Raw genomic sequence first — 25,907 nt, 5'->3', positions numbered from 1 at the left:
AATTGCATACATAAAAAATGGCGGTTAAACCGCCATTTTTTATGTGCTAAAACTTAAACCATATTACTGCCTAATTAAGTAATCAAACGCACCCAACGCGGCTTTTGCACCTTCACCCATCGCAATAATAATCTGCTTATAAGGTGTAGTTGTGACATCGCCCGCAGCAAACACGCCAGGTAATGAAGTCGCGTTGTGATGATTTACTTCAACCTCACCAAACTTGCTTAAATTGACCGTGCCTTTTAACCAATCGCTGTTGGGCAACAAACCAATTTGCACAAATACCGCATCAAGCGCTAAATGCTTACTTTCACCAGTAATGCGGTCGGTATAAGTTAAGCCATTCATTTTAGTGCCATCGCCAGTCACTTCAGTCGTTTGCGCGCTGGTGATAATAGTGACATTAGGCAAAGAATGTAGTTTTTTCTGCAACACTGCATCGGCTTTTAGCACTGTATCAAACTGCAATAAAGTCACATGTGCCACAAATCCTGCCAAATCAATCGCCGCTTCAACACCTGAGTTACCCCCACCCACCACTGCAACAGGCTTGCCTTTAAACAAAGGGCCATCACAATGCGGACAATAGGCCACGCCTTTACCGCGATATTCCTTTTCACCAGGCACGCCCAGCTCGCGCCAACAAGCGCCTGTCGCTAGAATCACCACTTTACTTTTTAGGGTACCGCCGCTTTCTAATTTTAGTTCGATCAAATCGATATTTTTATTGCCATCTTTACCCGGTTCAGACAGGCTCACAGCACGCTGTAAGTTCATAATATCGACATCGTAACTTTTCACGTGCTCTTCAAATGCGGCAACTAATTTCGGCCCTTCGGTTTCTTGCACAGAAATAAAGTTTTCAATGCCTAGCGTATCCATCACCTGACCACCAAAACGTTCTGCCACGATACCCGTTCTAATGCCTTTACGTGCTGCATAAATAGCAGCAGAAGCTCCCGCAGGTCCACCGCCAACCACTAGAACATCATAAGGGGCTTGTGCATCTATTTTTTTAGCCTCGCGTGCTGCTGCGCCAGTATCGATTTTCAATAAAATTTCGTCTAGCTCCATACGACCTGCGCCAAAAACTTCACCATTTAAATAAATGGTTGGTACAGACATAATTTCTCTAGCTTTAACTTCATCTTGATAAAGCGCACCGTCAATCATCACGTGGGTGATGTTGGGGTTAATCACTGCCATCATGTTCATTGCTTGCACAACGTCTGGGCAATTGTGGCAGCTTAAAGAAATATAGGTTTCAAAATGAAACTTGCCTTCAACCGCTGCAATTTGCGCGATTTTTTCAGCCTCTAATTTCATGGGGTGAGCGCCAGTATGTAGTAATGCCAATACGAGTGAGGTAAATTCATGACCCATAGGAATACCAGCAAAGCGCACACCAACTGATTGGCCCGCATCTTTGTGTGCAGCAGCACGTTTCACCGCAAATGATGGCTTGCGGGCATCATCGCCATTTGTCAGCGTGATTTTGTCTGACATGCTAGTAATTTCTTCTAGTAACTCACGCATCTCTTGTGCAGCTGCGCTGTCATCTAATGAAGCAACAAGCTCGATAGGCTCGCGCAACATTCCTAAATATGTTTGTAATTGAGTTTTGATACCTGCTTCTAGTGCCATGATTATTCTCTTTATTAGTTGTGTCAGCCCATTTTGGCTAACGAATGATTCATCATCAAACGCAATAATCCATCAATGTAAATCACAAATAAAAAGCATTATCTTTTGAATAATGCTTTTGTAAGGGCTACACCTTTAAATGGTGTTATAAAGGCGTAGCATACTGCCTAAAACTAAGACTTAAATCTTAATTAGGTTTTGCTACTTAGATTTTGCCTACTAGGTCTAGTGAAGGCGTGATTGTTTTAGCGCCTTCTTGCCATTTAGCTGGGCAAACTTGACCTGGGTTAGCAGCAGTAAATTGAGCTGCTTTTAACTTGCGTAGTGTTTCTTTTACATCACGTGCAATTTCATTGCTGTGGATTTCTACTGTTTTAATCACGCCTTCTGGATTAATCACAAAAGTACCGCGTAATGCTAAACCTTCTTCTTCAATATGCACGTCAAACGCACGTGTCAATTGGTGTGTAGGATCGCCAACTAGTGGGAATTGTGCTTTACCTACTGCTGGTGAAGTTTCGTGCCATACTTTGTGTGAGAACTGTGTATCTGTTGTGACGATATACACTTCAGCACCTGCTTTTTGGAATTCTGCATAGTTATCAGCAGCATCTTCAACTTCTGTAGGACAGTTAAATGTAAATGCAGCTGGCATAAAAATCACTACAGACCATTTGCCTTTCATACTCACATCGCTCACTTCGATAAATTTACCGTTATGAAACGCTTGTGCTTTAAATGGTTGAACTTGTGTATTGATTAATGACATAGTTTTTTTCCTTATTTGTGGGTTAAATAAATACTTCGGTTAAATAAAATACAGCTTAATAAAATGTTTCTTTTTGAAACTTCTTAATTGGTGAAAATGATTATAGAGCGTTAGATTTATTAAATCCAATATATCATTCTAATGGTTGTGATAAATTTTACTTATCAACCTACAGCATGTCTATATTAAACTTATTAAGTGACAATAATATTCTGCGTAGCTGTTTCGCCTAAATTGTCATGCCAAGTCACAGCAATAGTATCGCCAATTTTTGCGCCAGTTAATCTAAAAGTAAGATACGGATTCTTTGAGATGCCCGTTCCCCACTGCGCCTCCAGCACTATTTTTCCATTTAGAGTTGCCGTGACTAACTGCACAAAATGCGCAGGAATCAATCTATCGAAATCATCTTTTTTGCGCCCAGTTTCCATGGGATGGCTCATCAGAACCTTTACTTCGGTGTAACCAACAGAAGCTGCATCACCCTTTAATTGAGCGCGCATTTTCATATTATCAGATGCCATAACCATCCTTAACCACACCCGTTTTCTAGCACGACGACGCCTTTAGCGTTAGTAAAATATTGATTGCCAGCCTTCACAACCACTTTTACATCTGAAGTCTCTGCCATTTTGATGCGCGTAACCACAAAAGGCTCGGTGCCGTTACTGAATTTGAAGTGCGCTATGAGCGGCGTTGGATTTTTTTCTACTAAAATAGAAATAGTTTCAGTGTTGGGAATATTACTTTTGACCTCAATTTGAACAATCGCGCCATTTTCCGCTTTATCTGGCAAGGTAATCAAAATATGTTCGCTAGGCTTTTCGTCATTAATTTCTAAGTTTTTTTCCGCTTCATTTAACTTAGTAGTTTCAAACGCAGCCTTATTCCATATTGCGGCAAACGCATTCATGGGCGCAATAAAAGCCAGGGCAAAAGCACCAGATATGAGCCTTATAAAATCTCTACGTTGCATTTTCTAGCCTCATGAACCTTTTTTCACATCGCCTTGCATGCGACGCAATTCCGTTAAGCGTGCCTCAACAATGGATTTTTGATAAAAATCACCATCATTGGCTTTCACTGCTAACTCCATTTGCTCAATCGCCCGCGCAAGATCGTACTTTCTAAAATAAGCCTCGCCTTGTGCCTGATAGCTTAGCAAAAGCTTATTCTGCATAGTATAGGCTTTTGCCAATACATCGTAAAACTGCGCATCATTAGGATACAAACCTTGCTTTTCTTTAATCAGTTTTATCGCATTATCAGACTGCTTAATCGCCAAAAAGTGGTTAGCATAACCATAAATCAGGGCACGATTATCTGGGTATAACTTAAGTGCAGCGGCATATTGTTTGGCTGCTTGTTGCGGATTATTCTCTACGACTTGCAGACGCGCACTTAGGTTCTCTAACATGGCATGCTGCGGTGCATTCTTTTTCAGCCACGCCACTTCTTTCTCAGCCTGCGGCAGAGCGTTTTTACGCAGATAAGCTACGGCTAATCCGTAATGCTCAGCGGCTTCATTGGTATATTTATGTTCACGAATATTTTGCTCGAACACCTGTATATTAGTATCTGCCGAACCGTTATTGGCAATGAGTTTTGCCCGCACATATTGAAACTCAACGCTATCAGGTACCTGCCTGTAAGTCATTTGCGACACGCGATTAGTCACATCGGCGATACGTTCGCTGGTCAGCGGATGTGTGCGTAAAAAGCTAGGCGCACTACCTTCAGCAAAGCGCGTACCACGTTGCAAAGTGGTAAAAAATGCGGGCATTGCACGCACATCAAAACCGCCACTATCTAAAATTTGCAAACCAACGCGGTCAGCTTCACGCTCATGGTCACGTGTGTAATCCAACTGATTTTGTATGCCTACTGCCGAAGCCGTTGTTAACGCACCGCTCGCTAAATCTGGATTAGCTCGCGCAACCAACAATGCTAGCGCAATCCCCGCGATATTTTTAAACGTGTCATATTTTTGCGAAGCCAACATACGCGCCATGTGATGCTGTGTCACGTGACCAATTTCATGACCTAATACGCTCGCAAGTTCAGACTCAGTATTCGTGGCTAAGATTAAACCCGTGTGCACGCCAACTACACCACCCGGCATGGCAAAAGCGTTGATTGAGTTATCCTGTACCACAAAAAAGTTGAATTTCTGCTGCTTATCACTGCTAGCTGAAACCAGTCGATTACCCAAGTTATTCAAGTAATCGATAATTTCCACGTCTTGCACCACCTCGTCACTGGTCGATACATCGCGCATAATCTGCTCGCCAATGCGCCTTTCATCAAGTGGCGTTAACACGGTTTGTGAAACATCGCCGAGCTCTGGCAAACTCAAGTCAAAGCTCCTTGGCGCCTCATAAGGCTTACCAGTTAACACAGGCTCATCATAGGATTGCGCCCACAAATTGGGCGCTAGCGTGCTGTTTGTTATCAGCAAAATTGCAATTACAATAGTTTTTAATTTCATTATTGTTATGATAGCTACTTTACGAAGCTAGTTCAGCAGGAATCATAAAAATAATCATCCATAAAATGATTATCAGTGGAAAGCAAAAAATGACCGACGCAGCAAACACCCTCACCCATTTTGACAACAGCGGCCAAGCACATATGGTGGACGTAGGCGACAAAGCACACACCAAGCGCATCGCCATTGCCAGTGGCGTGATTACAATGCAAACCAGCACATTAGCGTTGATAAAAAGCGGTGATTCCAAAAAAGGCGATGTACTCGGCATTGCAAGAATTGCCGCGATTCAAGGCTCAAAACGCACCTCTGATTTAATCCCACTTTGCCATCCAATTGGTCTGACAAAGGTAGCCGTTACCTTTGAGATAGACGATAAAAACACATCCGTTATATGCACCGCCACCACTGAAACCGCAGGTCAAACGGGCGTAGAAATGGAAGCACTCACCGCGGTGAGCGTGGGCTTACTTACGATTTATGATATGTGTAAAGCTGTAGACAGAGGTATGACGATAAGCGGAATCAAGCTACTGGAAAAACATGGCGGCAAGTCTGGGGAATGGGTAGCGCCATAGTAAGCACTAACTTACTGACACTATAAGTAATTAAGAAAGCACTCCCGTCCAATTTATGTCCAGTATAAGGACTGCTTTGCAGGGTCATTCTCATGCGCTGAGTCCTGTAAGTACCGATAGACGTGGGTTCAAACTCACCCTACCTAACTAAGTGACGGCAAAGGTATCATGAACATACAAGAAGAAATACGTATTTTGAACTCATCAATTGAGCTCATAGAAAACTATGTTAACTACTCGATTTGCTGCTTTCCTGAAGATAGAACTAAATTAGTAAACTCAGTGTTACCTCAAGACACAACTGCAAAAAAATATTTTTTCATTTTACTTCTTGATGTGATAGCGGGCGTTAACAAAGAGATTATTTCAAGTAAAAAAGATGGTGATAATCTCTTAGATTTATTACTTAAAATCTCTAACTCACCTCAACTAGATTTTAATTCGAATCGTACAAACGAATTAAAGGCTTCTGTTGAGTCTTTCATATTTTGGCTTGATCAGGTATTCAAATATGAAATTCATTCAGCCGGTATTGGGAAAGAATTAACTATAACGCTTACTAGAAAAGACGCGATTTATTTGATTGGCAATAGATGTAAACATTCGATTCTTAGATCGAGCGCCATCTTGAAAAAGTTAGTCGGCATATACAAAGCTAGCGGCACTGAAATAACTCCTGCTGATGAAATTATGATTTTAGAAGACATTGATAACTGGCTATTTGATGACTTTGGTGGCTATCACTTTACAAAGCTTTGTGAGTTAAGTGCAAAAGTCCATATCGGAATTATGCATTATATCCATGCAATTTATCTGCAACGCTTCGAGCGGTTAGACGAAATCAGATACTGCTACAAACTACCTGAAAATTTAGATGAGTATGGTAAATTTGAATATTACGAACTACTAAATAAAGCAAGAAAGCCTTCTTTCATGCCGTCAATTGAAACGGATAAATATTTAACGCATAGATACTGATGCTTAACGTAGGTTCACATAAACCAAACGTTACAACATTAAATTTCCGCCATATTTAAAGCCACTGGATTCCGACTTTCGTCGAAATGACGGAGTTTGATAGATTTAAATATTAAATAAGCTCGCGTGAAATTTCAGCGCCTTTCCATCCCTGCTACCGCGCCTGTTCTGTTCGGATTCAGGGGAGTTTTCGGCAAGCGGCTGTTTGAACGAAGTGAGTTTCCGATTGCCGCCCATGAAGCTGAGCAGAGCAGGAAACAAGCGGGAGGGGGTAGCCTTTTCTTTGGTTACTTACTTTTGGCTAAGCAAAAGAAAGTAACTCGTGCGTCGCGCGAAAGCGACCTGTTACTAAAGTATACCAGTGTGCTTTAACGCAAATAAACTAGCACTCATTACCACCATTAAAATGGATTCCCGCGTGCGCGGGAATGACGGCTGTTATAAATTCTTGGCGCGTATATTCAAGAACAGATGCTACTAATTACACTGGTAAGGCTCCGCATCTATCAATGGCTTTTCACCTAACATTAAAGCTGTCACCAACTTAGCACTCGCTGGCGCCATCGTTAAACCATATCTAAAATGTCCGGTATTCAGGTAAAGGTTTTCTATGGTTGGATGTGCTGAAATCGTTGGTAGGTTTTCGGGGGTACCAGGTCGCAAACCACTCCAGTGCTTGAGGATGGCTTGATTTTTTAGTGCTGGCATAATCGCCTCAGCTTTTGCGCTAATTTCATTGCGCACTTCTTGCGTCACTGTAGTGTCAAACCCTACATCTTCTAGCGTGCTACCGGCTAACAAATGGCCATCGCGACGCGGGATCATGTAGAAACCTTCTCTATAAACAATCTGCTCAAGGTTTTTTTCGGGTTTATACAGCAGAATTTGTCCACGCATGGGTTTGATATTAAGTTTGGCGCTGGTTTCTTTTAGCAGTTCAAAACTCCATGCGCCAGATGTGACTACAAATTGATCTGCGCTGATAGTTTTGCCATTAATTGTTTGCCATTCGTTTAGCTTTTGTGTTTCTTTTAGCGGCACAAGCTCGGTGTGCTCTAACATAGTGACTTTGTTTTTCTCTAGCCATTTACGCATGGCTTGCATGAAATATGGTGGACGTATTTGAGATACCGTAGGTAGCCATAATGCCTCTTCGCCACTGGGCGATTGCACGCCAAAAGCGGATGCTTTGACGGCTTGAGCAGGTAATTGGTTATTTGCACACCAAGCAGTAGCTGCTTGAGTATCGAAGTTTGGCAGCAATAAAAACCCCGATTGTTCAAAGTCGGTATCGATACCTGTTTCGCGCAATAAACGCTGGCAGATTTCTGGGTAAAACTTCGCGCCATAGCTGGTAAGTGTATTCACTGCGTCAGAGTAAAGCCAAGGCAATAGCGGGAAAACAATGCCGCCACCTGCCCATGAAGATTCGCCAGAAGTCTGACTAGCGATTTGATTACGCTCTACGATAGTGACTTTGCAGCCGCGATCGACTAACTCCATCGCGGTCATGCAGCCAACAATGCCGCCACCTACTATTACTACACTCTTATTCATTTAGACATCTTTTATTTAGTGGCTACGCGCCCGATCAGCAAAGCATTCTGTGCGTTGGTTAAGCCTGTTGGCTGACCAAGTAGAACGATTACATCGCCTTCAGCCAATATGCTTTCTTCATTAGGCTGTGAGCCATTAGAGTTTGGGCGACGTATGGATTTCACTTCTACGTCAAAATTTTCCAGATGCATATCAGCCAAGTTTCTGCCAATGGCAAATGTACCCGGTGAAATAATCACAGAATGCAGCCTCACTTGCTGGTTTGCCAGATCTTCATTTTCAGCATCTGAAATACCGTGGAAGTAGCCTTTAAACAACTTGTAGCGTTCTTCACGGAATATACGAATACGTTTCACCACGCGATTTAACGGCACGCCGAGCAGCATAAGTGCATGAGAAGCTAACATCAAGCTGCCCTCTAAAATCTCAGGTACAACTTCAGCGGCACCTGCCTCACGTAGCGCCTCCATATTGGTGTCGTCCACCGTGCGGACGATGACGGGTAATTGCGGGTAATTTTCTTGTACGATATGCAGAATCTTCATGGCGGCACGATTATCGGCATAACTAATCACCAAGGCTTTAGCCCTTGCGCCGCCTGCCGCCTCTAGCACTACGCGTCGTGCTGCGTCACCAAACATGACATTCTCACCCGCTGTAGCCGCCTCTAGGACGCGCGAGGGGTCAATATCCAAAGCAATATAAGGAATGTTTTCTTCTCTTAAAAAACGTGCGAGATACTGACCACTACGCCCATAGCCACAAATAATCACATGGTTATGTAAGTGCTTACCAACATCATCAATATCCTGTACAACTTGCCCACTATTACGGCTATAGCTCTGTACCAACTTCCGTGCAATGCGTCCGTTGTACTGAATAAGAAACGGCGCAATCACCATAGAAAGTAACGAGGCGGCGAGTATGACTTGCAACGCTGGCCCACTGACGAGTTTTTGCTCAACGCCTAGCGCTAAAATCACAAAGCTAAATTCACCGGCCTGTGCCAGAATCAAGCCTGTGCGAATCGCTACGCCACTTTCATATTTCACCAGCCTGACCACCAAAGTCACGATAGCGGCTTTAAACAACACAAGCGCAAACAACACCAATAAAATCGCACCGATATTATTGACAATTTGCTGCACGTCTAAAAGCATGCCAACGCTGATAAAAAACAATCCTAGAAAAATATCACGGAACGCTGAAATATCAGATTCCACCTGATATCTAAACTTAGTTTCTGAAATTAACATGCCAGCGATAAACGCGCCGAGAGCATAAGACAAACCCGCTAGCTTAGTCGCATATGCCAACAGTAAAGTGACCATTAATACGTTCATGACAAACAACTCGCGTGAACGCTGGCCGGCTACCAAATTAAACCACGGGTTGATTAACCATTTGCCGATAGTAAACAGAAACAGCAACATGCCTGCCGCCTTTAGCATCGCCAAGCCCAGCACGTCGGTTAGATTTGTACCAACCACACCTAAAGCAGGAATAAGTACCAAAATGGGCACAACAGCAATATCTTGAAATAGCAGCACACCTATACTCAAGCGACCATGACGTGAGTTTAAATCAACACGTTCAGCCAAAATCTTTGAAACAATAGCCGTAGAAGACATGGTTAAAGCAGCGCCTATCACAAAGGCTGCAGACCAATCTAAGCCCGCCAGCTTGGCTATACCCATCACAATACCAAGTGTAAGGAAAACCTGTGAGCCACCTAAGCCGAGCACTTTTTTACGCATAGCGTAAAGTTGAGGCAAGCTAAACTCAAGGCCGATACTAAACATTAGAAACACAATACCGAACTCCGCAAACTCACGGTTGGCATCGCTATCTGGTAGCAAGCCAGAGGTGTGCGGCCCAAGCACCACGCCGACTAAGAAATAAGCCAACATCGCAGGTAAACGCAGTTTGCGGAACAGCGCCACCGCTAAAACTGCGCTGACAAGGAGAATTAAAATTAAAGATAGGGGTTCGTTCATAATCAGCTATAAATTGTATCTGAGTAGTAGTTGTGTTCTTTTGTTTTGTGTCAATTAAGTAGATACTAAAAAACTACATTAGCAAAATGTGTGCCTAAAACAACATTATTTTGCGAATTTTAGCAAAATTGTCATTTTTGAGGCTTGTTTAGGCTTTATGTGTGAGGATTTCCCTTTTATACTAACCGATAAATATGTCAGTTTTCGAAAAATGCTATTAATAATGCAGCTTAAAACAAATGTCATCAAAAAATAATGCCTCAGAATCCGCGATCGCGAAGCAAACTACTTTGGAGTTGGCACGCGATGTATTGCTGCTAGAAGCCAGTGAAATCAATGCGCTTGCTACTAGGCTGGATGGACAATTTACTGATGCTGTCGCCCTTATTCTACAATGCAAAGGTCGTGTTGTGGTGAGCGGCATGGGCAAATCTGGCCATATTGGCGGCAAAATTGCCTCGACATTGGCAAGTACGGGGACGCCTGCATTTTTTATGCATCCTGCAGAAGCCAGCCATGGCGATTTAGGCATGATTACCGCTGGAGACATTGTGATTGCGCTCTCAAACTCTGGTGAAAGCGATGAGATTCTCGCCATCGTACCGCCACTCAAAAGGCTGGGTGCAAGTATCATCGCCATTACAGGTAATGATGCATCCACTTTAGCAAAAGCTGCAGATATACATTTAAGCGCACATGTGGCCAAAGAAGCTTGCCCACTAGGTTTGGCGCCAACTTCAAGTACAACAGTTGCACTCGCTTTGGGCGATGCACTAGCTTTGTGTGTGCTGGATCAGCGTGATTTTACCGCTGAAGATTTCGCACGCTCTCACCCAGGTGGCAGTCTAGGTCGACGCTTACTGATTCATGTAAACGACTTAATGCGCACTGGCGCACAGGTGCCACAAGTCACAATCAATGCCACGCTATCTGAAGGCTTGCTAGAAATGACACGTAAAGGATTGGGGCTTACCGCCATTGTTGATAGCAACAATATGCCGATTGGTATTTTTACCGATGGCGATTTACGCCGGGCATTTGAACAAAAAGTAGATGTTGCCACTTCTGGCATTAAAGACGTGATGCATCAAAACCCGTCTACAATTCATCAAGGTAAATTAGCCATTGAAGCCGTTGAGATGATGGAACAACGTAAAATCAACGCACTGTTAGTCACTGATGATGCAGGTGTTTTAGTCGGTGCATTAAACATGCATGATCTTTTATTAGCGAAAGTAGTTTAAGTTTGATGACCATAAAGACGTTAAATGCTGAGCTATTAGCTCGTTTTAAAAATATTAAACTGTTAGTCCTTGATGTCGATGGCGTGATGACCAATGGCGGCCTCACAATAGGTGATGATGGTCAAGAATATAAGACTTTTCATGCGCATGATGGGTTGGGCATGAAGTTGCTCAAAGCCTCAGGTGTCGAAATGGCGATTATTACAGGGCGTACCTCCAACGTCGTTAAGAAACGTGCTGAAAGTACTGGCGTTGCGCATTTCTATCAAGGCGCGGAAGATAAATTAGCGGCATTTAACGACTTGGTCAGCAAAAGCGGTTTGCAGGCAAGCCAATGCGCGTTCATGGGGGATGATGTGGTAGATTTACCGCCTATGCTTAAATGCGGCCTTGCGCTTGCAGTGCCAGACTCGCCAAGCTTAGTGTTGAAATATGCGCATTATGTCACCGCTAAATCTGGTGGTCACGGCGCTGTGCGAGAGGTTTGTGAGTTGATTATGCAGGCACAAGGTACTTTTGATGCACAAATGGCACAATTTTTAACGCAAGCAAGTATTTCCAATTAATGAGCCTATTAATGGGCATAGGTAAACGTTCTGCAATTATTTTCCCGATAGTGATACTGTCGGTACTTGCATTGCTCACAGCATGGATTAACCATATGGTACAGCCGCCGCAAGCCAAGCTAGACGGCAGTAGCAGGCATGATCCTGATTATATTATGAGTAATTTTGTGACTTCACAAACAGATGCAAATGGCGTCTTGCGCTATAAATTAGCAGCAGCGGAAATGAGGCATTTTCCTGATGATGACTCGACCAATTTACAGCGCCCGCGCTATACGCAATTTAGCGTGGGCAAACCTTATACACAAGTTGAAGCATTAAGAGGTTACGTCTCGAGTGATGGTGAACAAGTACAGCTCGTTGATAATGTAAAGATTACCCGCCAAGCATTTGCGGGTAAAGGTGAAATGACAGTGGAAACAGAGTATCTTAACATTTTGCCAGATCAAGATTTGGTGCGCACCGATAGCCCGGTTGTGATTAAACAAGCGCCTAAAACGGTTATCTACGCCACGGGGATGGTATATGAAAAGAATACACGTACGGTAACCCTATTACACAGAGTGCGTGCACATTACGAGAAGCCGACGACAGTAAGTCCGGATGCCACTGTAGCAACAACACCTAAGGTACCGCAAACTAAGGTCGCACCACCAAACAAAGAAGTTAAGAAAACGACTAAAGCAACTGAAACCGCCACGCAAAAAGCAGTTTCTATATTACAAAAATCTAATACGAATAATGTGCGCATTCGGAGAAGCCATGAGTAAGCAATCAACTAACATACAACATCACTTATTAATGAGTTATGTTTTTCTAAGCTTAGCAATGCTAGGCTATTCCAGCTTTGCGCTGGCTGAGGCGGCAGATAGAGATAAGCCGATTGATTTAGAAGCCGACTCTGTAAAAGTGGATGACGCCAAGCAAATCAGTACTTACTCAGGCAACGTGATATTGACGCAAGGTACTTTGATTATTCGTGCGGATAAACTGATCGTACGTGAAGACAGCGCTGGCTTTCAGCACAGTACATCTTTAGGCAACCCAACGACATTTAAACAAAAACGTGAAGGCAAAAACGAATACATGGAGGGTAGCGCGCAGCGCATAGAATATGATGGCCGCATGGATAAAGTGCAGCTATATACAAAAGCTTGGGTAAAACGCGGCGAAGATATTGTGCATGGCGATTACATCAGCTATGACGCAAACTCTGAATATGCAGAAGTCATCGGCGGTACAAAATCGGTTGATGGCGTAACAACCAATGGCAGAGTACATGCCATCATTCAGCCAAAAAACAAAAAAGCGGCTGAGCCTACCATTGATAATACAAAACCTGCGAATAAGCCATCTAGTAACAATCAAAGTACCGGTAAAGATGTTCGCTTAAGCAGAACCTTAGAAGTTAGCCCAGACGCTCAATAAGTCATTGAGAACTATAAAAGATAGCTATTGTGAGTAAGCAAATGAGTGAACTGGTTGTAGAAAATTTACGAAAATCGTACAAGACGCGTACTGTGGTGCAGGATATTTCCTTGAGCATCAAAAGTGGCGAGGTTGTTGGTTTACTTGGTCCTAATGGTGCAGGTAAAACCACCAGCTTCTATATGATCGTTGGCTTAGTGGCGCTTGATGGAGGCCGCATCACATTGGATGGCAAAGACTTAAGTCGTATGCCTATTCATATGCGTGCAAGAATGGGCTTATCTTATTTGCCACAAGAGCCTTCTATTTTTCGCAAACTCACTGTATCTGAAAACATTCTTGCTGTGCTGGAGCTGCAAGACATGTCCGAAGATGCCATGGACGAAAAATTAGAGTCGCTACTCGAAGAGCTGCATATTACGCATATTCGTGATAGCGCTGCGGTGAGTTTGTCTGGTGGTGAGCGACGTCGTGTTGAGATTGCTCGCTGCTTGGCGTCTAACCCGAGCTTTATTTTGTTAGATGAACCATTTGCAGGGATAGATCCAATCGCCGTGATAGATATTCAAAAAATCATTCACTTTTTAACTGCACGTAATATTGGCGTACTCATTACTGACCATAATGTGCGCGAAACTTTAGGCATTTGCGACCGTGCTTATATTGTGAATCAAGGTCATGTATTCGCATCAGGCCATCCTAGCGAAATTGTAGAGAATGAAAGAGTGCGTGAAGTGTATTTAGGTAAAGATTTCCGTCTATGAAACAAGGCTTACAACTTAGGTTTTCACAAAACCTCTCGCTTACGCCGCAGTTGCAACAAGCGATTAAATTATTACAGCTATCAACATTAGAGCTTAACCAAGAAATTGATTTGCTAATGCAAACTAATCCATTGCTAGAAAGAGGCGATGATGGTGAAGATGAATATGGCAACGCAACGGATAACAGTGAGGATGAGGTTACCGTCAACACCACGAGTAATGATGGTAATGTCACCGATACTACGCAAGAGTATGAAGCCAGCAGCGATGTTGATTTTGAGAAAACCAGCACTGAGTTTACTGAAGGCAAGGCCGAGTTAAGTCAAACCGAACCCACTGAGTTTGATGCTAGCACGTCTGAATTCGAGCAAAGTACAACGGACTTTTCTGCAGAATTCAATGATGATTACGATGAGTATTCCAATGGCAGCCTCTGGGATGAAAACAGCACGCCAGCAGATGATGATAGCGATTACAAGCAACAAGAGACGCTGCAAATAAGCTTACGTGAACATCTGCTTTCACAACTAAAACTCATGCAATTATCCGCGCGCGACCAAACGCTCACCATGCTGTTGGTGGATAGCATTAACGAAGATGGATATTTAGAAGCATCACTCGAAGAAATTGTCGAAGAGATGCCAGAAGAGCTGGAAATAGAGGTATTAGAATTACAAACGGCTCTGCGTCATATTCAGAACCTAGACCCTGCAGGTGTAGGTGCACGTAATTTAAGCGAGTGTCTGCTGCTACAACTTGACTTGCTGCCCAAATTCACACCGCACTTAGAGTTAGCCAAATTGATGGCAAAACACTATTTGGTAGCGCTTGGCGCACGTGACTTTGGCAAATTGCGTAAAGAGCTGGGTTGCGATGAAGCCACTTTAAAATGTGTGCAGCAAGTCATTACCAACTTAAATCCTCGGCCAGGTAGCGCCTTCAGCATTATTGGTTCTGAACACTACATTCAGCACGAAGTGATTATCAAAAAAGTAAAAGGTATTTGGATCGCCAGCCTCAATGATGCGGTGATTCCTAAACTTAAAATCAATCAGCTTTACGCGGGCATTTTGAAGCGTAACCGCGATAGTTCTAGCCAATATCTACAAAGCCAGATGCAAGAAGCCAAATGGATGATTAAAAACATTCATCAGCGCTTTTCAACCATTTTACGTGTATCACAAGCCATTACTGACCGCCAACGCAACTTCTTGGAATATGGCGAAGTGGCGATGAAACCTTTAGTCTTGCGTGAAATTGCCGAAGAGCTTGAATTACACGAATCGACAATCTCGCGTGTCACTAATAACAAATATATGCTGACGCCACGCGGTATTTTTGAGCTGAAATATTTCTTTGGTAGCTCGGTGGCTACCGATACAGGCGGCACCTGTTCAGCCACTGCAATTCGCGCGCTGATCAAGCAATTGGTCGACCAAGAAAACCCTAAAAAACCATACTCGGATAGTCAAATTACCGACTTATTAGCCAAGCAAGGTATCGTCGTTGCACGCCGCACCATTGCAAAATATCGTGAGTCCCTCAACATTGCGCCAGCTAGCTTAAGAAAATCACTTTAATTTTTACGATGAATCGCTAACTGAAAGTATTCATCACAATTCAAATAATAGAAGCATAAAAAATTCTCTATTCGCATCCCACAGAGGTGAATTAAAGTAGTAAACTGAAATTGTTCGAAAAGTTTTAAAGTCCTAAATCTAAGGTGCTCAATATTTTTCACACACAGTAGGTTTTGGAAAATTCAAACTTTGAGAATATCTTAAAAAGGAGCAAGTCATGAATTTACAATTAACTGGTCATCATTTAGAAGTAACTCCTGCATTACGCGATTATGTCACAAGCAAACTAGGACGAATTAGCAACCACTTTGATCATGTTATTGATGTCAAGGTGACCATGAGTGTAGAAAAACTTATCCAAAAGGTAGAGGCTACGCTGCATGTTCCTGGTAACGATTTACATGCTGCCTGTACAGACGACAATATGTACAGCGCAATTGATATGCTGACCGATAAACTCGATCGTCAAGTCGTAAAACATAAAGAAAAACATGCCGATCATCACAAAACGAATGGCGCAGTTAAACACCAAAGTATTGAATAATTTTTGTAACTCGTAATTCACTATGGCTCAAATAAACGTAGCTGAGCTATTCAAACAAACCCGCCTTAAGCTCAAACTTAATTGGATTGCTGGACTTAACGGCGGGTCTAACTCCCTCACTAGCGAAACAGTTTCAAAACCCTCTTTGGCACTTATCGGCCATATCAACTTTGTGCATCCTAATCGGGTACAAGTATTAGGTTGTGCGGAAATGGATTATTTGCGCAGCTTAAAAACGGCAGACGCAGATGGTGCAATTGCAAATTTATATTCAACCAACCTAGCAGCTGTGATTGTAGCCAACGGTGAAAAAGTACCAGAGTCGCTGATAGAAGAAGCGAATAGTCGCAATACACCCCTCTTCACTTCAACCTTACGCAGTCCAGAATTGATGGATATTCTGAACCATTTCCTAGCACAAGCAGTTGCAGAATCAGTCAGTGCGCACGGTGTGTTTATGGAGGTGCAAGGCTTCGGCGCACTCATTAAAGGTGAAGCTGCCATTGGTAAAAGCGAACTCGCTTTAGAGCTGATTTCACGTGGTCATCGCCTGATTGCTGATGACATTGTTGATTTCTACCGCATCTCGCCAGAACGCATTGAAGGCCGCTGTCCGGCTTTATTACAAGACTTTTTAGAAGTGCGCGGCTTGGGTATTTTAAATATTCGCGCACTATTTGGTGATAACTCAGTCAAACCAACGAAGCCGCTAGATTTGATTATTCAGTTGGTGATGGCAGATAAGCAATCGCCTGAACAACTCAACCGACTAAGCATTAAAAAACTGCATGAAGAAGTACTAGGCGTGAAGATTGCTAAAGTGCAGATTCCCATTGCAGCAGGTCGCAATATCGCGGTGTTAGTTGAGGTCGCAATACGCAACCACATGCTATTATTGAGAGGCATTAATGCGACTAAACAATTCACCCAACGCCAGCAGCGTGAAATGAAAAAACAGCAATTAATTAAATAACGCTATGAAACAACTCATCATCGTCACTGGGCTTTCAGGTTCGGGCAAAAGTATTGCGCTACATGCGCTTGAAGACAGCGGTTACTATTGTGTCGACAACTTACCAGCTACGATGCTGCCCCAGATTGCAGAGCATTTGCAGTCTGAAAACAATCGTCAAGATGATTCAAATACGACCAACTATGACCGCGTAGCTATCAGTATTGATAGCCGCAGTGTGGCGATTGAAACGCTACCTGCGCATATTGAGCAATTAAAATCTCAAGGTATTACTACTCAAGTTTTATTTTTAGAGTCTAATGTCGAGACACTGGTTAAACGATTTAGCGAAACGCGACGCAAACACCCACTGAGCAAAGACACCACCACCCTTGCCGAAAGCATTGCTGTGGAACGCGAACTGTTGGGTGATTTAGGCAAGCTAGGCCATGTCATTGATACGAGCTACATTAGTGCCAATAAACTAAGAGCGTGGATAAAGGATGCAGTAGCCCATGAGAGTTCTGGCTTAACGCTACTTTTTACCTCATTCGGTTTTAAACATGGTATTCCATTAGATGCCGATTTTGTATTTGATATCCGCTGCCTGCCTAACCCGCATTACGATCTAAAATTACGTGATTTAACAGGCTTAGATGCTGAAGTGCAAACGTTTTTAGAAGGTCAGGCAAACGCGCAAGACATGTTGAATGACATCAAAAATTATATAGAAAAATGGCTGCCAAGTTTTATATCAGACAACCGCAGCTACTTAACCGTGGCGATAGGCTGTACTGGCGGGCAACACCGCTCCGTTTACTTTGTAGAGCAACTGACTAAATATTTTGCGCCAAACCAGAAAGTCTTAACGCGACACCGCGAATTAAAATAAAAAATACGAAGCGCCTTTTAAGACGCCGTTTTATAGAATGTAGTCATTGATTAAAATTATTTAACAAAGCTAGAAAATTAGTATTGAATACTTTGGGTTGAGATAAATAGGGTTGAGATAAACATGATTGGAATTTTAATTATCGCGCATGGAAGTTTAGGTGAAAGCCTTAAGGAATGCGCAAAACACGTGATTGGTAATGAGCCTAGGCAACTAGCTTTTTTAGCCGTCAATAACTCGGATGACCCAATTGCGTTGCTGCCAAAAGCGCAGGCTTTGGTCGCAGAACTGAATCATGGTGACGGCGTTTTAGTGCTGTCAGACATGTATGGCGCAACACCTTGCAACATTGTGAGTAAACTACTCGTTCCAGGTGAGGTTGAAGGCGTAGCCGGCGTCAATATGCCGATGATAGTACGCACCATGACTTACCGACATGAGTCACTGATGGCATTAGTAGAAAAAGCCGTCAGTGGTGGGCGCGAAGGCGTTGTGCATTTTGATAGAGAGCGTTGTGACAGGTTTGTAACGTAAGTACTTAGTTATTTGATTGATCATAATACGACCTCACAAGAACAATAAAGAATAATATGACTGGGCTTATAAAGCATGATTAGCACTGAAGTAGAGATTATCAATAAATTAGGGCTGCACGCACGTGCTTCAACCAAACTGACGCAAACCGCGAGTAAATTTTCCTCCGAAATCTGGATAACGCGCAATGGTCGCCGTGTGAATGCAAAAAGTATTATGGGCGTAATGATGTTAGCCGCTGCAAAAGGTTCTTTTGTCACATTAGAAGCCAATGGTGCCGATGAAAAAGACGCAATTAACGGCCTTACAGCCCTGATTGCAGACTATTTTGGTGAAGGCGAGTAACTCTCATGGGAGTGCTAAAAGTGATTTTTCTCGAGGTAGATAACATTGACTAGCTTTAGCATTCATGGCGTAGGCGTATCTAGCGGCATTGCGATTGGGCAAGCACACCTGATCTCTAACGCACTGTTAGAGGTGGTACATTATCAGCTGCCTAAACACCTAATTGGCGAAGAAGTTAAGCGCTTTACCGACGCGATAGACACAGTTAAAGCTGATTTAGAAGCCATTAACGGAAGTTTGCGTAAAAATGCACCTGCTGAGTTAAGCGCTTTCATCGGCACGCATTTAATGATGTTGGCAGATAAATCTTTATCTGAAGCACCAATAAAAATTATCGAGAACGAACGTTGCAACGCCGAATGGGCAATCAAGCTGCAAATGGACGATATTGTTGAGCAGTTTGAGCAAATCGAAGATGAGTATTTGCGCGAACGTAAGCAAGATGTTATTCAAGTGGTAGAACGTGTGATTAAAGTGCTGCTTGGCCATCCCAGCCAATTAAGTACAGAGCAGAAAATCACGGCAGCTAGTCAGGAGCATAGACTCATTTTAGTTGCGCACGATATTTCACCCGCTGATGCTATTCAATTCAAGCAACACGAGTTTGCAGCTTTTATTACCGACGTGGGCGGTGTGACCTCGCACACGGCAATTTTAGCGCGCAGCCTGAACATACCTTCTATTGTCGCATTACAAAGAGCACACGATCTAATTCGCGATGGCGAGTTGATTATTGTAGATGGCAAACAAGGCGTGGTGATTGTTAATCCCGATGCCAGCATCTTAACTGAATACAAGCTACGCCAAGAACAGTGGGAGCTTGAGCAACAAAAACTACAACGCATTAAATCAACCAAGGCCGTGACCTTAGACGGCATGAATATTGATTTATTTGCCAATATTGAAGTACCTGAAGACGTGGTTGCAGTCGCTGCATCTGGCGCTACAGGCATAGGCTTATACCGTACTGAATTCTTATTTATGAATCGGCGCGAAATGCCAGATGAAGAAGAACAATTCAACGCGTATAAAACTGTTGCTGAGGCCATGAAAGGTGCAACTGTCATCATTCGCACCTTGGATTTAGGTGCAGATAAACAAATGAACCCTGATACGATAGTCACCTGCGCTAACCCAGCATTGGGTTTACGTGCCATTCGCTATTGCTTATCTGAACCGCAGATTTTTCATACGCAATTGCGCGCTTTATTGCGTGCCTCGCATTTTGGCAATATCAAAATATTAGTACCTATGCTGTGCACATTGTCAGAGCTGCGCCAAACCAAGCTATTATTAGAGCGCGCTAAAATCAGCTTGCTGAAACAAAACATTCCGTTCAATGAAAATATTGAATTAGGCGGCATGATAGAAATCCCTGCAGCTGCGATTAATGCTGAAGCTTTTGCCAACGAGTTAGATTTCTTGTCTATCGGCACTAATGATTTGATTCAATATACGTTAGCTATCGACCGTACTGATGACGCCGTTGCACATCTCTACAACCCACTACATCCGTCGGTATTAAAATTAATCTCGATGACCATTAAAGCTGGTGAAAAATTAGGCAAATCGGTTTCAGTATGCGGCGAAATGGCTGGTGATGCAAAACTAACCAAACTATTGATTGGCATGGGTTTACGCCAACTTTCCATGCACCCATCGCACATACTTAGCGTTAAACAACAAATACTACACAGCCAGCTCACCACGCTTAAAGTAAATGCACGCAAAGTGCTGAACCTAACAGACCTAGAAAAGGTTGAACCACTCGTAGCTAAACTGAATCGAAATTCAGATTTAAGTACTAATCTCAGTTCATAAGAGGCGCATAAGTAGCCTCATCTACTATCAAAAGGACTTTCAATGTCTTCCGAAACCAATAATGAAGTGACTACAAACCAAATGGATACGAGCAACATGGATAAAATGCCAAGCAATGACGATAAAAACATCGCTACAATTATGCACATAGGCGGTACGGTGTTCTCATTCGTGCCTGCGCTAATTGTTTGGATTCTGAAAAAAGATGAGAACCAATATGTTGAAGACCAAGCAAAAGAAGCATTGAACTTTCAAATTACCATGGTGTTGGCTTATATGCTTGCTGGCGTGCTTTCATGGATACTTATCGGGCTGATATTTTTCCCTATTATTTGGGTGCTGAATATTGTTTTCTGCATTATTGCCGCCATCTCTACTAGTAAGGGCGAAACTTATCGCTACCCTTTTGCTTTACGCTTAATTAACTAATCTGTTTTAAGGAATATTCTGTGTCAAATCCATTGTTATACTTGGCTGGCTTACCTAAATTTAATGAAGTCAAACCTGAACATGTCAGCCCTGCCATTGACAGCCTGCTCACAGAAGGCCGTGCACTGGTCGAAAGTTTAGCTACTGCAACAGAGGCGCCAACATGGGAAAACTTTGCACTTAAATTAGAAGACCATAGCGATAAAATCAGCCGCGCCTGGAGCCAAGTTGGCCACATGAATGCCGTAGTGAATAGCCCAGAATTGCGCGAAGCCTATAACGATAACTTAGCCAAACTGACTGATTACGGCAGTGACATGTCACAAGATGAGCGCCTGTACGCCAAGTATAAAGCCATTCAAGCCAGCGCCGCATTTACCAGCCTGACAGCTACCCAGCAAAAAATTATCAACAACGAAGTACGCGATTTCAAACTAGGTGGTGCCGAATTGCCAGAAGCGCAAAAAGCGCGCTTTAAAGCGGTGAGCGAAGAGCTATCCAAATTGGGTTCTAAGTTTGAAGAAAACATTCTAGATAATACCAATGACTTTGCACATTACGTTGCAGATGTCGCCGATTTAGCTGGCATACCTGCCGATGCTATTGAGGCCGCCGCTGAAGCTGCAAAAGAAGCTGGTAAAACAGGTTACAAATTCAGTCTGCAATTCCCCTCTTACATGCCAGTTTTGCAATACGGCGAAAACCGCGCTCTACGTGAAACGCTTTACCGCGCTTACGCAACTCGGGCTTCTGAATTTAGTAGGCCCGATGAAAATGGAAATATAAAGTGGGATAACACAAACTTAATCAGCGACATTCTTAAATTGAAAAAAGAAGAAGCGCAAACCTTAGGTTTTAAAAACTACGCAGAACTCTCGCTCGCCACCAAAATGGCAGACACACCCGCACAAGTCACCGAGTTTTTAGATACATTAGCCAAGCGCGCTAAACCTTATGCAGAGCGGGATATGCAAGAACTCACCGCTTATGCTAAGAAGCTTGGTATTGAAGATATGCAATCATGGGATGTTGGCTATGTCAGCGAAAAGCTACGTGAAGACAAATACGCATTCTCAGACCAAGAAGTGAAACAATACTTCCCTGAAAGCAAAGTGCTGGAAGGTTTATTCAAAGTCACCGAAACCATATTCGGCGTACAAGTAAAAAAAGCTGAAGCTCCGCTTTGGCATGCCGATGCCGCGTTTTACCAAATTAACGATGCTGCAGGCAAAGCAATCGCCTACTTCTATTTAGATCTCTACGCCCGCAACAACAAGCGTGGCGGCGCATGGATGGATGAAGCGATTACGCGCCGTAAAAAAGCAAATGGCATTGAACTACCCGTTGCATTTTTAACTTGCAACTTCTCAGCCCCAGTCGGTGGTAAACCTGCATTATTTACGCATGATGAAGTCATCACCATGTTCCACGAATTTGGTCACGGCCTGCACCACATGCTTACCCAAGTGGATGAATACGGCGTTTCAGGCATCAAAGGCGTGGAGTGGGATGCGGTTGAACTCCCAAGCCAATTTATGGAAAACTTCTGTTGGGAATGGGACGTGCTACGTCACATGACCTCCCACGTCGACACAGGCGCGCAACTACCACGTGAACTGTTCGACAAAATGGTCGCCGCTAAAAACTTCCAAGCTGGCATGCAAACCATGCGCCAAATTGAATTTTCACTCTTCGATATGCGCCTACACGGTGAATTTGACCCAAATGGTAAACAAACCGCATTAGATTTAATCGAACAAATTCGTGACGAAGTCGCCGTAGTACGCCCACCAAAATGGAACCGCTTCCCTAACAGTTTCAGCCACATATTCGCAGGCGGTTACGCAGCAGGTTATTACAGCTACAAATGGGCAGAAGTTCTGTCTGCCGATGCCTATAGCTTGTTTGAAGAGCTAGGCGTGCTTTCAGCGCAAGCAGGTAGCCGCTTTAAAGATGAAGTGTTGGCTAAAGGTGGTTCACGCCCAGCGATGGAATCATTTGTTGCGTTTAGGGGTAGAGAACCAAGTATGGATGCGTTGTTGAGACATAATGGAATGGCGAGTTGATTGCTAAGCAAATCAACATAGCGGAGTTAAAACTCTACTCTACAAAATGCGAAAAGATATGAAACACGAGTTTTGGCATCAGAAATGGGAGAAGAACGAGATTGGCTTTCACTTGGCTGATGCCAATCCTTTGTTGGTTAAACACTTCTCTACACTCAATTTAAAACCAGAATCTAGCCCAAAGATAAGTCCTCGTGTATTTTTACCATTGTGTGGTAAAACTTTGGATATTGCATGGTTGCTAGCGCAGGGCTATCGCATTGCGGGAGCTGAGTTAAGCAGTATTGCAATTGAAGATTTATTTAAAAGCCTGAACTTAACGCCCACTATCAAAACACTTGGTGAAGTAACGCATTACAGCGCACCTAATATTGATATATTTGTAGGGGATATTTTCAAAGTATCATCCACCATATTGGGCGCAGTGGATGCTGTTTACGACAGAGCGGCTTTGGTGGCTTTACCAGTAGATATTCGCAAGCTTTATACCGCACACTTAATCACGCTCACTCATCACGCACCACAACTGCTGATTTGCTTTGAATACGACCAAAGCTTGCATGCTGGCCCGCCTTTTTCTATTAGCGCTGATGAAGTTAAACAGCACTATCAAGCGAACTATGATTTAACTTTGCTGGGCAGTACTGCCGTTGCTGGAGGTTTAAAGGGTCTATGCCCTGCTACTGAGCATGTATGGTGGTTAAAGCCGCTGAAATAGTGCTTTCAGGACATCAAATCAATAAGATGGCTATCGATACAAGGCATTGATGACATCGGTTTGTGACAATATCCCCACCAAACGCTTTTCATCATCCACCACAGGGATGACATGCAGCGCATGCGTGGTAATCAGCGGAATAATGTGGACAATATGTGCGTCATGCTGAATGGTCACTGCTGGGGTACTCATAATTTGCCCTACCACTTCAGGCTGAGTGCTGTGGGTACGATGCGACCGACGGATGAGTTGTTTAAAGCGTGATTCCACATGCGCAAATGATTCGGGTTTTGCATGGCGCATAAAGTCATCATGGCTTAACAGACCAATCACGCGATTTGCTTTGTTGACTACGGGAATTGCAGGATAAGGACATTGACGAAGTTTTTCCCAAGCGTCTTCCAGTCTATGTCCATAATCTAGGGCAAAAGTCACTGGACTCATAATTTTGTAGCATTGAATTTCACCCAGTTTACGCTTATAGGCATTGAGCTCTGTTTGCTCTAACAACTGTTTAAGATTGTCGCGGTTAATATCAATAATTTGATCAAACTGCTGTAACGCTGCATTGAGGTCTTCTTCACGAAACCCGAATTGATAATGCATTTGCGTGGGCGAAGCCGTCTTTTCACTAGCCGCAGCAGGTGGATACGTGCGTCCAGTCAGATTGTTGTAAATTAAAGCGATCGCTAATAGTAGAAAGCTATTGACGGCAACAGGCCAAAGTACAAAATGGTACCCAAGTGCATGAATCGCTGGTCCACCCAACACTGCGGTAAGCGCAACAGCGCCACTGGGGGGATGCACACAACGCAATGCAAACATGAAGATAATAGAAAACATAGCAGCTAAACCAGCGGCGAGCGACACGTTATGCGGAAAAAGTAGCGCGAAGCTCACACCCGTCAATGCGGCGATGATATTGCCACCTACAATAGACCATGGCTGCGCTAACGGGCTGCTGGGCAGCGCAAATAACAAAACTGATGAAGCACCCATCGGTGCAATCAAGAAAAAGGTGGCAACAGGGTCGTGGTTCACTGCGTATTGTGCAATCAAACCTGTAAATAAAATACCACACAAAGCGCCTACAGCAGCGCGATACTTTTCAGCCCAGCCACCAGTCATCGCTTGCGGCCAAAAACGCTGCAAATACTGAAACAACCTAGTTTTCCAATCCATTAGCTTTCCAGTCTACTAGTTGTCCAGCACATTAGCTTCCAACGCATTATTATTCCTTAAACTAAAATCTAACCAATCATTTAGGCTTTCAATTGTAAGGTGACTATTTTGCACCACAAATTCACTTGGTTGTTTTAAATCTGGCACAACCACTACTCTTAAGCCGGCAGCAATGGCGGCACGGGCTCCGTTCTCACTGTCTTCAAAGGCGATACATTCTTCTACTTTTAAGCCTAATTTTTTAACAGCTAGCAGGTAAATATCTGGGCTGGGCTTGCCGTGTGTGACTTCTTGCCCACTGGTAATGTGGCTAAAATAATCAAGCACGCCCACTTGACTTAAACGATGACGAATGTGTTGCGTGGCCGATGATGAGGCCACGCTACATATTATATTGCTGGCTTGATAGTGTTTGAGCAACTCACTAGCGCCTTGCTTGAGCGGAAATGTGTTGTTGCGCTCGGCCAATAGCGCATCTAGGCCTTGCATGACTTGGTTGAAGTTACTCACACCATTCAACTGTTCAATCATGATGCGCGTTGAATCAGGCCCTGCACGACCAATTAATTCAACATATTCGGCATGCGTATAAGTGATACCTACTTGCTGGGCTGCCCTTATACAGGCTTGCATGATGATGCGTTCAGAATCAATCAGCAGGCCATCCATATCAAATATGGCGGCTTTGAAACCAGCTGTATTTACGCTTTTTTTCACAATCAACGCTCTTAAAAAAAGCAAAACTTTAACACATTGCTTTAAGCTTCATTTGAATTCATTGCGATAGAAATGTAGCCAGCTTTTAACGCATGTTAGAATCAAGTTTGT

At 43.4% G+C, this 25,907-nt stretch carries 26 protein-coding genes; 17 read left to right on the top strand and 9 right to left on the bottom strand.

What is annotated here, in order from left to right; translation table 11 throughout:
- Positions 1–63: 63 nt before the first annotated feature.
- The 5 genes from ahpF to M301_RS01255 all read right to left on the bottom strand — a co-directional run bounded on the left by ahpF (position 64) and on the right by M301_RS01255 (position 4,904).
- Entirely contained in the window at positions 64–1,647 is a 1,584-nt protein-coding gene (ahpF, locus tag M301_RS01275) for an alkyl hydroperoxide reductase subunit F (protein ID WP_013146948.1), read from the bottom strand.
- A 205-nt stretch (positions 1,648–1,852) separates the two neighbouring features.
- Positions 1,853–2,416, bottom strand: coding sequence for an alkyl hydroperoxide reductase subunit C (gene ahpC / locus M301_RS01270; RefSeq protein WP_013146947.1), 564 nt, complete (start codon positions 2,414–2,416; stop codon positions 1,853–1,855).
- 194 nt (positions 2,417–2,610) lie between these two features.
- Complete coding sequence (gene soxZ, locus M301_RS01265; protein WP_013146946.1) at positions 2,611–2,940, bottom strand: thiosulfate oxidation carrier complex protein SoxZ; 330 nt, start codon at positions 2,938–2,940, stop codon at positions 2,611–2,613.
- Between the two features lie 8 nt (positions 2,941–2,948).
- On the bottom strand, positions 2,949–3,392 hold the full coding sequence (soxY, locus tag M301_RS01260) for a thiosulfate oxidation carrier protein SoxY (protein ID WP_013146945.1): 444 nt from the start codon (positions 3,390–3,392) through the stop codon (positions 2,949–2,951).
- Positions 3,393–3,401: 9 nt separating this feature from the next.
- Complete coding sequence (locus tag M301_RS01255; protein ID WP_013146944.1) at positions 3,402–4,904, bottom strand: M48 family metalloprotease; 1,503 nt, start codon at positions 4,902–4,904, stop codon at positions 3,402–3,404.
- 89 nt (positions 4,905–4,993) lie between these two features.
- Between M301_RS01255 and moaC the strand changes: the two genes are divergently transcribed.
- Positions 4,994–5,482, top strand: coding sequence for a cyclic pyranopterin monophosphate synthase MoaC (gene moaC / locus M301_RS01250; RefSeq protein ID WP_013146943.1), 489 nt, complete (start codon positions 4,994–4,996; stop codon positions 5,480–5,482).
- Between the two features lie 168 nt (positions 5,483–5,650).
- Entirely contained in the window at positions 5,651–6,460 is an 810-nt protein-coding gene (locus tag M301_RS01245) for a hypothetical protein (RefSeq protein ID WP_013146942.1), read from the top strand.
- A 477-nt stretch (positions 6,461–6,937) separates the two neighbouring features.
- Here the strand turns inward: M301_RS01245 and M301_RS01235 are convergent, their stop codons facing one another.
- The gene (locus tag M301_RS01235; RefSeq protein WP_013146941.1) at positions 6,938–8,017 is read right to left on the bottom strand and encodes an NAD(P)/FAD-dependent oxidoreductase; all 1,080 of its coding nucleotides are present in this window, start codon (positions 8,015–8,017) and stop codon (positions 6,938–6,940) included.
- Positions 8,018–8,028: 11 nt separating this feature from the next.
- Positions 8,029–10,014, bottom strand: coding sequence for a monovalent cation:proton antiporter family protein (locus M301_RS01230; RefSeq protein WP_013146940.1), 1,986 nt, complete (start codon positions 10,012–10,014; stop codon positions 8,029–8,031).
- Between the two features lie 239 nt (positions 10,015–10,253).
- Here M301_RS01230 and M301_RS01225 point away from each other — a divergent pair, with 239 nt between their 5' ends.
- The 15 genes from M301_RS01225 (at position 10,254) to tmpT (ending at position 23,897) form a co-directional block, all read left to right on the top strand.
- The gene (locus M301_RS01225; protein ID WP_013146939.1) at positions 10,254–11,258 is read left to right on the top strand and encodes a KpsF/GutQ family sugar-phosphate isomerase; all 1,005 of its coding nucleotides are present in this window, start codon (positions 10,254–10,256) and stop codon (positions 11,256–11,258) included.
- 5 nt (positions 11,259–11,263) lie between these two features.
- Complete coding sequence (locus tag M301_RS01220) at positions 11,264–11,824, top strand: KdsC family phosphatase (protein WP_013146938.1); 561 nt, start codon at positions 11,264–11,266, stop codon at positions 11,822–11,824.
- Positions 11,824–12,594: an LPS export ABC transporter periplasmic protein LptC gene (lptC, locus tag M301_RS01215; protein WP_238524649.1), complete on the top strand. Its 771-nt coding sequence runs from the start codon at positions 11,824–11,826 to the stop codon at positions 12,592–12,594. Before M301_RS01220 ends, lptC begins: the two co-directional genes overlap by 1 nt.
- Positions 12,587–13,252, top strand: a complete 666-nt coding sequence (gene lptA, locus M301_RS01210) for a lipopolysaccharide transport periplasmic protein LptA (protein WP_013146936.1) — start codon at positions 12,587–12,589, stop codon at positions 13,250–13,252. The genes lptC and lptA overlap by 8 nt, the downstream gene beginning before the upstream one ends.
- Positions 13,253–13,293: 41 nt before the next feature.
- The gene (lptB, locus tag M301_RS01205; RefSeq protein WP_013146935.1) at positions 13,294–14,016 is read left to right on the top strand and encodes an LPS export ABC transporter ATP-binding protein; all 723 of its coding nucleotides are present in this window, start codon (positions 13,294–13,296) and stop codon (positions 14,014–14,016) included.
- Positions 14,013–15,596, top strand: coding sequence for an RNA polymerase factor sigma-54 (locus M301_RS01200; protein ID WP_013146934.1), 1,584 nt, complete (start codon positions 14,013–14,015; stop codon positions 15,594–15,596). The genes lptB and M301_RS01200 overlap by 4 nt, the downstream gene beginning before the upstream one ends.
- A gap of 217 nt (positions 15,597–15,813) precedes the next feature.
- On the top strand, positions 15,814–16,140 hold the full coding sequence (gene hpf / locus M301_RS01195; protein WP_013146933.1) for a ribosome hibernation-promoting factor, HPF/YfiA family: 327 nt from the start codon (positions 15,814–15,816) through the stop codon (positions 16,138–16,140).
- Positions 16,141–16,162: 22 nt separating this feature from the next.
- Positions 16,163–17,113, top strand: coding sequence for an HPr(Ser) kinase/phosphatase (gene hprK / locus M301_RS01190; RefSeq protein WP_013146932.1), 951 nt, complete (start codon positions 16,163–16,165; stop codon positions 17,111–17,113).
- A 4-nt stretch (positions 17,114–17,117) separates the two neighbouring features.
- Positions 17,118–17,984, top strand: a complete 867-nt coding sequence (gene rapZ / locus M301_RS01185; RefSeq protein WP_013146931.1) for an RNase adapter RapZ — start codon at positions 17,118–17,120, stop codon at positions 17,982–17,984.
- Between the two features lie 123 nt (positions 17,985–18,107).
- Positions 18,108–18,518 (top strand): PTS sugar transporter subunit IIA, encoded by a 411-nt coding sequence (locus M301_RS01180; RefSeq protein WP_013146930.1) that lies wholly within the window; start codon positions 18,108–18,110, stop codon positions 18,516–18,518.
- A 75-nt stretch (positions 18,519–18,593) separates the two neighbouring features.
- Positions 18,594–18,863: an HPr family phosphocarrier protein gene (locus M301_RS01175; RefSeq protein WP_013146929.1), complete on the top strand. Its 270-nt coding sequence runs from the start codon at positions 18,594–18,596 to the stop codon at positions 18,861–18,863.
- Positions 18,864–18,908: 45 nt separating this feature from the next.
- The gene (gene ptsP / locus M301_RS01170; RefSeq protein WP_013146928.1) at positions 18,909–20,684 is read left to right on the top strand and encodes a phosphoenolpyruvate--protein phosphotransferase; all 1,776 of its coding nucleotides are present in this window, start codon (positions 18,909–18,911) and stop codon (positions 20,682–20,684) included.
- A gap of 42 nt (positions 20,685–20,726) precedes the next feature.
- The gene (locus M301_RS01165) at positions 20,727–21,113 is read left to right on the top strand and encodes a DUF4870 domain-containing protein (RefSeq protein WP_013146927.1); all 387 of its coding nucleotides are present in this window, start codon (positions 20,727–20,729) and stop codon (positions 21,111–21,113) included.
- A 20-nt stretch (positions 21,114–21,133) separates the two neighbouring features.
- Positions 21,134–23,179 (top strand): M3 family metallopeptidase, encoded by a 2,046-nt coding sequence (locus M301_RS01160; RefSeq protein ID WP_013146926.1) that lies wholly within the window; start codon positions 21,134–21,136, stop codon positions 23,177–23,179.
- Positions 23,180–23,237: 58 nt separating this feature from the next.
- A complete protein-coding gene (gene tmpT / locus M301_RS01155; protein ID WP_041359326.1) occupies positions 23,238–23,897 on the top strand; it encodes a thiopurine S-methyltransferase in 660 nt (219 codons plus the stop codon).
- A gap of 30 nt (positions 23,898–23,927) precedes the next feature.
- On the opposite strand, the gene M301_RS01150 is transcribed toward tmpT, so the two are convergent.
- Both M301_RS01150 and M301_RS01145 read right to left on the bottom strand, forming a co-directional pair.
- Entirely contained in the window at positions 23,928–25,079 is a 1,152-nt protein-coding gene (locus tag M301_RS01150) for an HPP family protein (RefSeq protein ID WP_013146924.1), read from the bottom strand.
- A gap of 15 nt (positions 25,080–25,094) precedes the next feature.
- Positions 25,095–25,796, bottom strand: a complete 702-nt coding sequence (locus tag M301_RS01145) for an HAD family hydrolase (RefSeq protein WP_013146923.1) — start codon at positions 25,794–25,796, stop codon at positions 25,095–25,097.
- Between the last annotated feature and the right edge of the window lie 111 nt (positions 25,797–25,907).

Origin of the sequence: Methylotenera versatilis 301, from assembly GCF_000093025.1 — a bacterium.
In the GTDB taxonomy this organism is placed as follows: Bacteria; Pseudomonadota; Gammaproteobacteria; order Burkholderiales; family Methylophilaceae; genus Methylotenera; species Methylotenera versatilis.
This window is presented reverse-complemented; position numbering and strand designations above follow the sequence as displayed.

What these genes read in the sequence shown, in the direction of transcription:
- soxZ (WP_013146946.1), bottom strand. Translation starts at nt 2,940, where the DNA reads ATGGCATCTGATAATATGAAAATGCGCGCTCAATTAAAGGGTGATGCA.
- M301_RS01150 (WP_013146924.1), bottom strand. Translation starts at nt 25,079, where the DNA reads ATGGATTGGAAAACTAGGTTGTTTCAGTATTTGCAGCGTTTTTGGCCG.
- M301_RS01245 (WP_013146942.1), top strand. Translation starts at nt 5,651, where the DNA reads ATGAACATACAAGAAGAAATACGTATTTTGAACTCATCAATTGAGCTC.
- hprK (WP_013146932.1), top strand. Translation starts at nt 16,163, where the DNA reads ATGGCTCAAATAAACGTAGCTGAGCTATTCAAACAAACCCGCCTTAAG.
- M301_RS01165 (WP_013146927.1), top strand. Translation starts at nt 20,727, where the DNA reads ATGTCTTCCGAAACCAATAATGAAGTGACTACAAACCAAATGGATACG.
- lptA (WP_013146936.1), top strand. Translation starts at nt 12,587, where the DNA reads ATGAGTAAGCAATCAACTAACATACAACATCACTTATTAATGAGTTAT.
- ahpC (WP_013146947.1), bottom strand. Translation starts at nt 2,416, where the DNA reads ATGTCATTAATCAATACACAAGTTCAACCATTTAAAGCACAAGCGTTT.
- rapZ (WP_013146931.1), top strand. Translation starts at nt 17,118, where the DNA reads ATGAAACAACTCATCATCGTCACTGGGCTTTCAGGTTCGGGCAAAAGT.
- M301_RS01200 (WP_013146934.1), top strand. Translation starts at nt 14,013, where the DNA reads ATGAAACAAGGCTTACAACTTAGGTTTTCACAAAACCTCTCGCTTACG.
- M301_RS01255 (WP_013146944.1), bottom strand. Translation starts at nt 4,904, where the DNA reads ATGAAATTAAAAACTATTGTAATTGCAATTTTGCTGATAACAAACAGC.
- hpf (WP_013146933.1), top strand. Translation starts at nt 15,814, where the DNA reads ATGAATTTACAATTAACTGGTCATCATTTAGAAGTAACTCCTGCATTA.
- M301_RS01175 (WP_013146929.1), top strand. Translation starts at nt 18,594, where the DNA reads ATGATTAGCACTGAAGTAGAGATTATCAATAAATTAGGGCTGCACGCA.
- tmpT (WP_041359326.1), top strand. Translation starts at nt 23,238, where the DNA reads ATGAAACACGAGTTTTGGCATCAGAAATGGGAGAAGAACGAGATTGGC.
- soxY (WP_013146945.1), bottom strand. Translation starts at nt 3,392, where the DNA reads ATGCAACGTAGAGATTTTATAAGGCTCATATCTGGTGCTTTTGCCCTG.
- moaC (WP_013146943.1), top strand. Translation starts at nt 4,994, where the DNA reads ATGACCGACGCAGCAAACACCCTCACCCATTTTGACAACAGCGGCCAA.
- lptC (WP_238524649.1), top strand. Translation starts at nt 11,824, where the DNA reads ATGAGCCTATTAATGGGCATAGGTAAACGTTCTGCAATTATTTTCCCG.
- M301_RS01225 (WP_013146939.1), top strand. Translation starts at nt 10,254, where the DNA reads ATGTCATCAAAAAATAATGCCTCAGAATCCGCGATCGCGAAGCAAACT.
- M301_RS01180 (WP_013146930.1), top strand. Translation starts at nt 18,108, where the DNA reads ATGATTGGAATTTTAATTATCGCGCATGGAAGTTTAGGTGAAAGCCTT.
- lptB (WP_013146935.1), top strand. Translation starts at nt 13,294, where the DNA reads ATGAGTGAACTGGTTGTAGAAAATTTACGAAAATCGTACAAGACGCGT.
- M301_RS01220 (WP_013146938.1), top strand. Translation starts at nt 11,264, where the DNA reads ATGACCATAAAGACGTTAAATGCTGAGCTATTAGCTCGTTTTAAAAAT.
- M301_RS01235 (WP_013146941.1), bottom strand. Translation starts at nt 8,017, where the DNA reads ATGAATAAGAGTGTAGTAATAGTAGGTGGCGGCATTGTTGGCTGCATG.
- ahpF (WP_013146948.1), bottom strand. Translation starts at nt 1,647, where the DNA reads ATGGCACTAGAAGCAGGTATCAAAACTCAATTACAAACATATTTAGGA.
- M301_RS01230 (WP_013146940.1), bottom strand. Translation starts at nt 10,014, where the DNA reads ATGAACGAACCCCTATCTTTAATTTTAATTCTCCTTGTCAGCGCAGTT.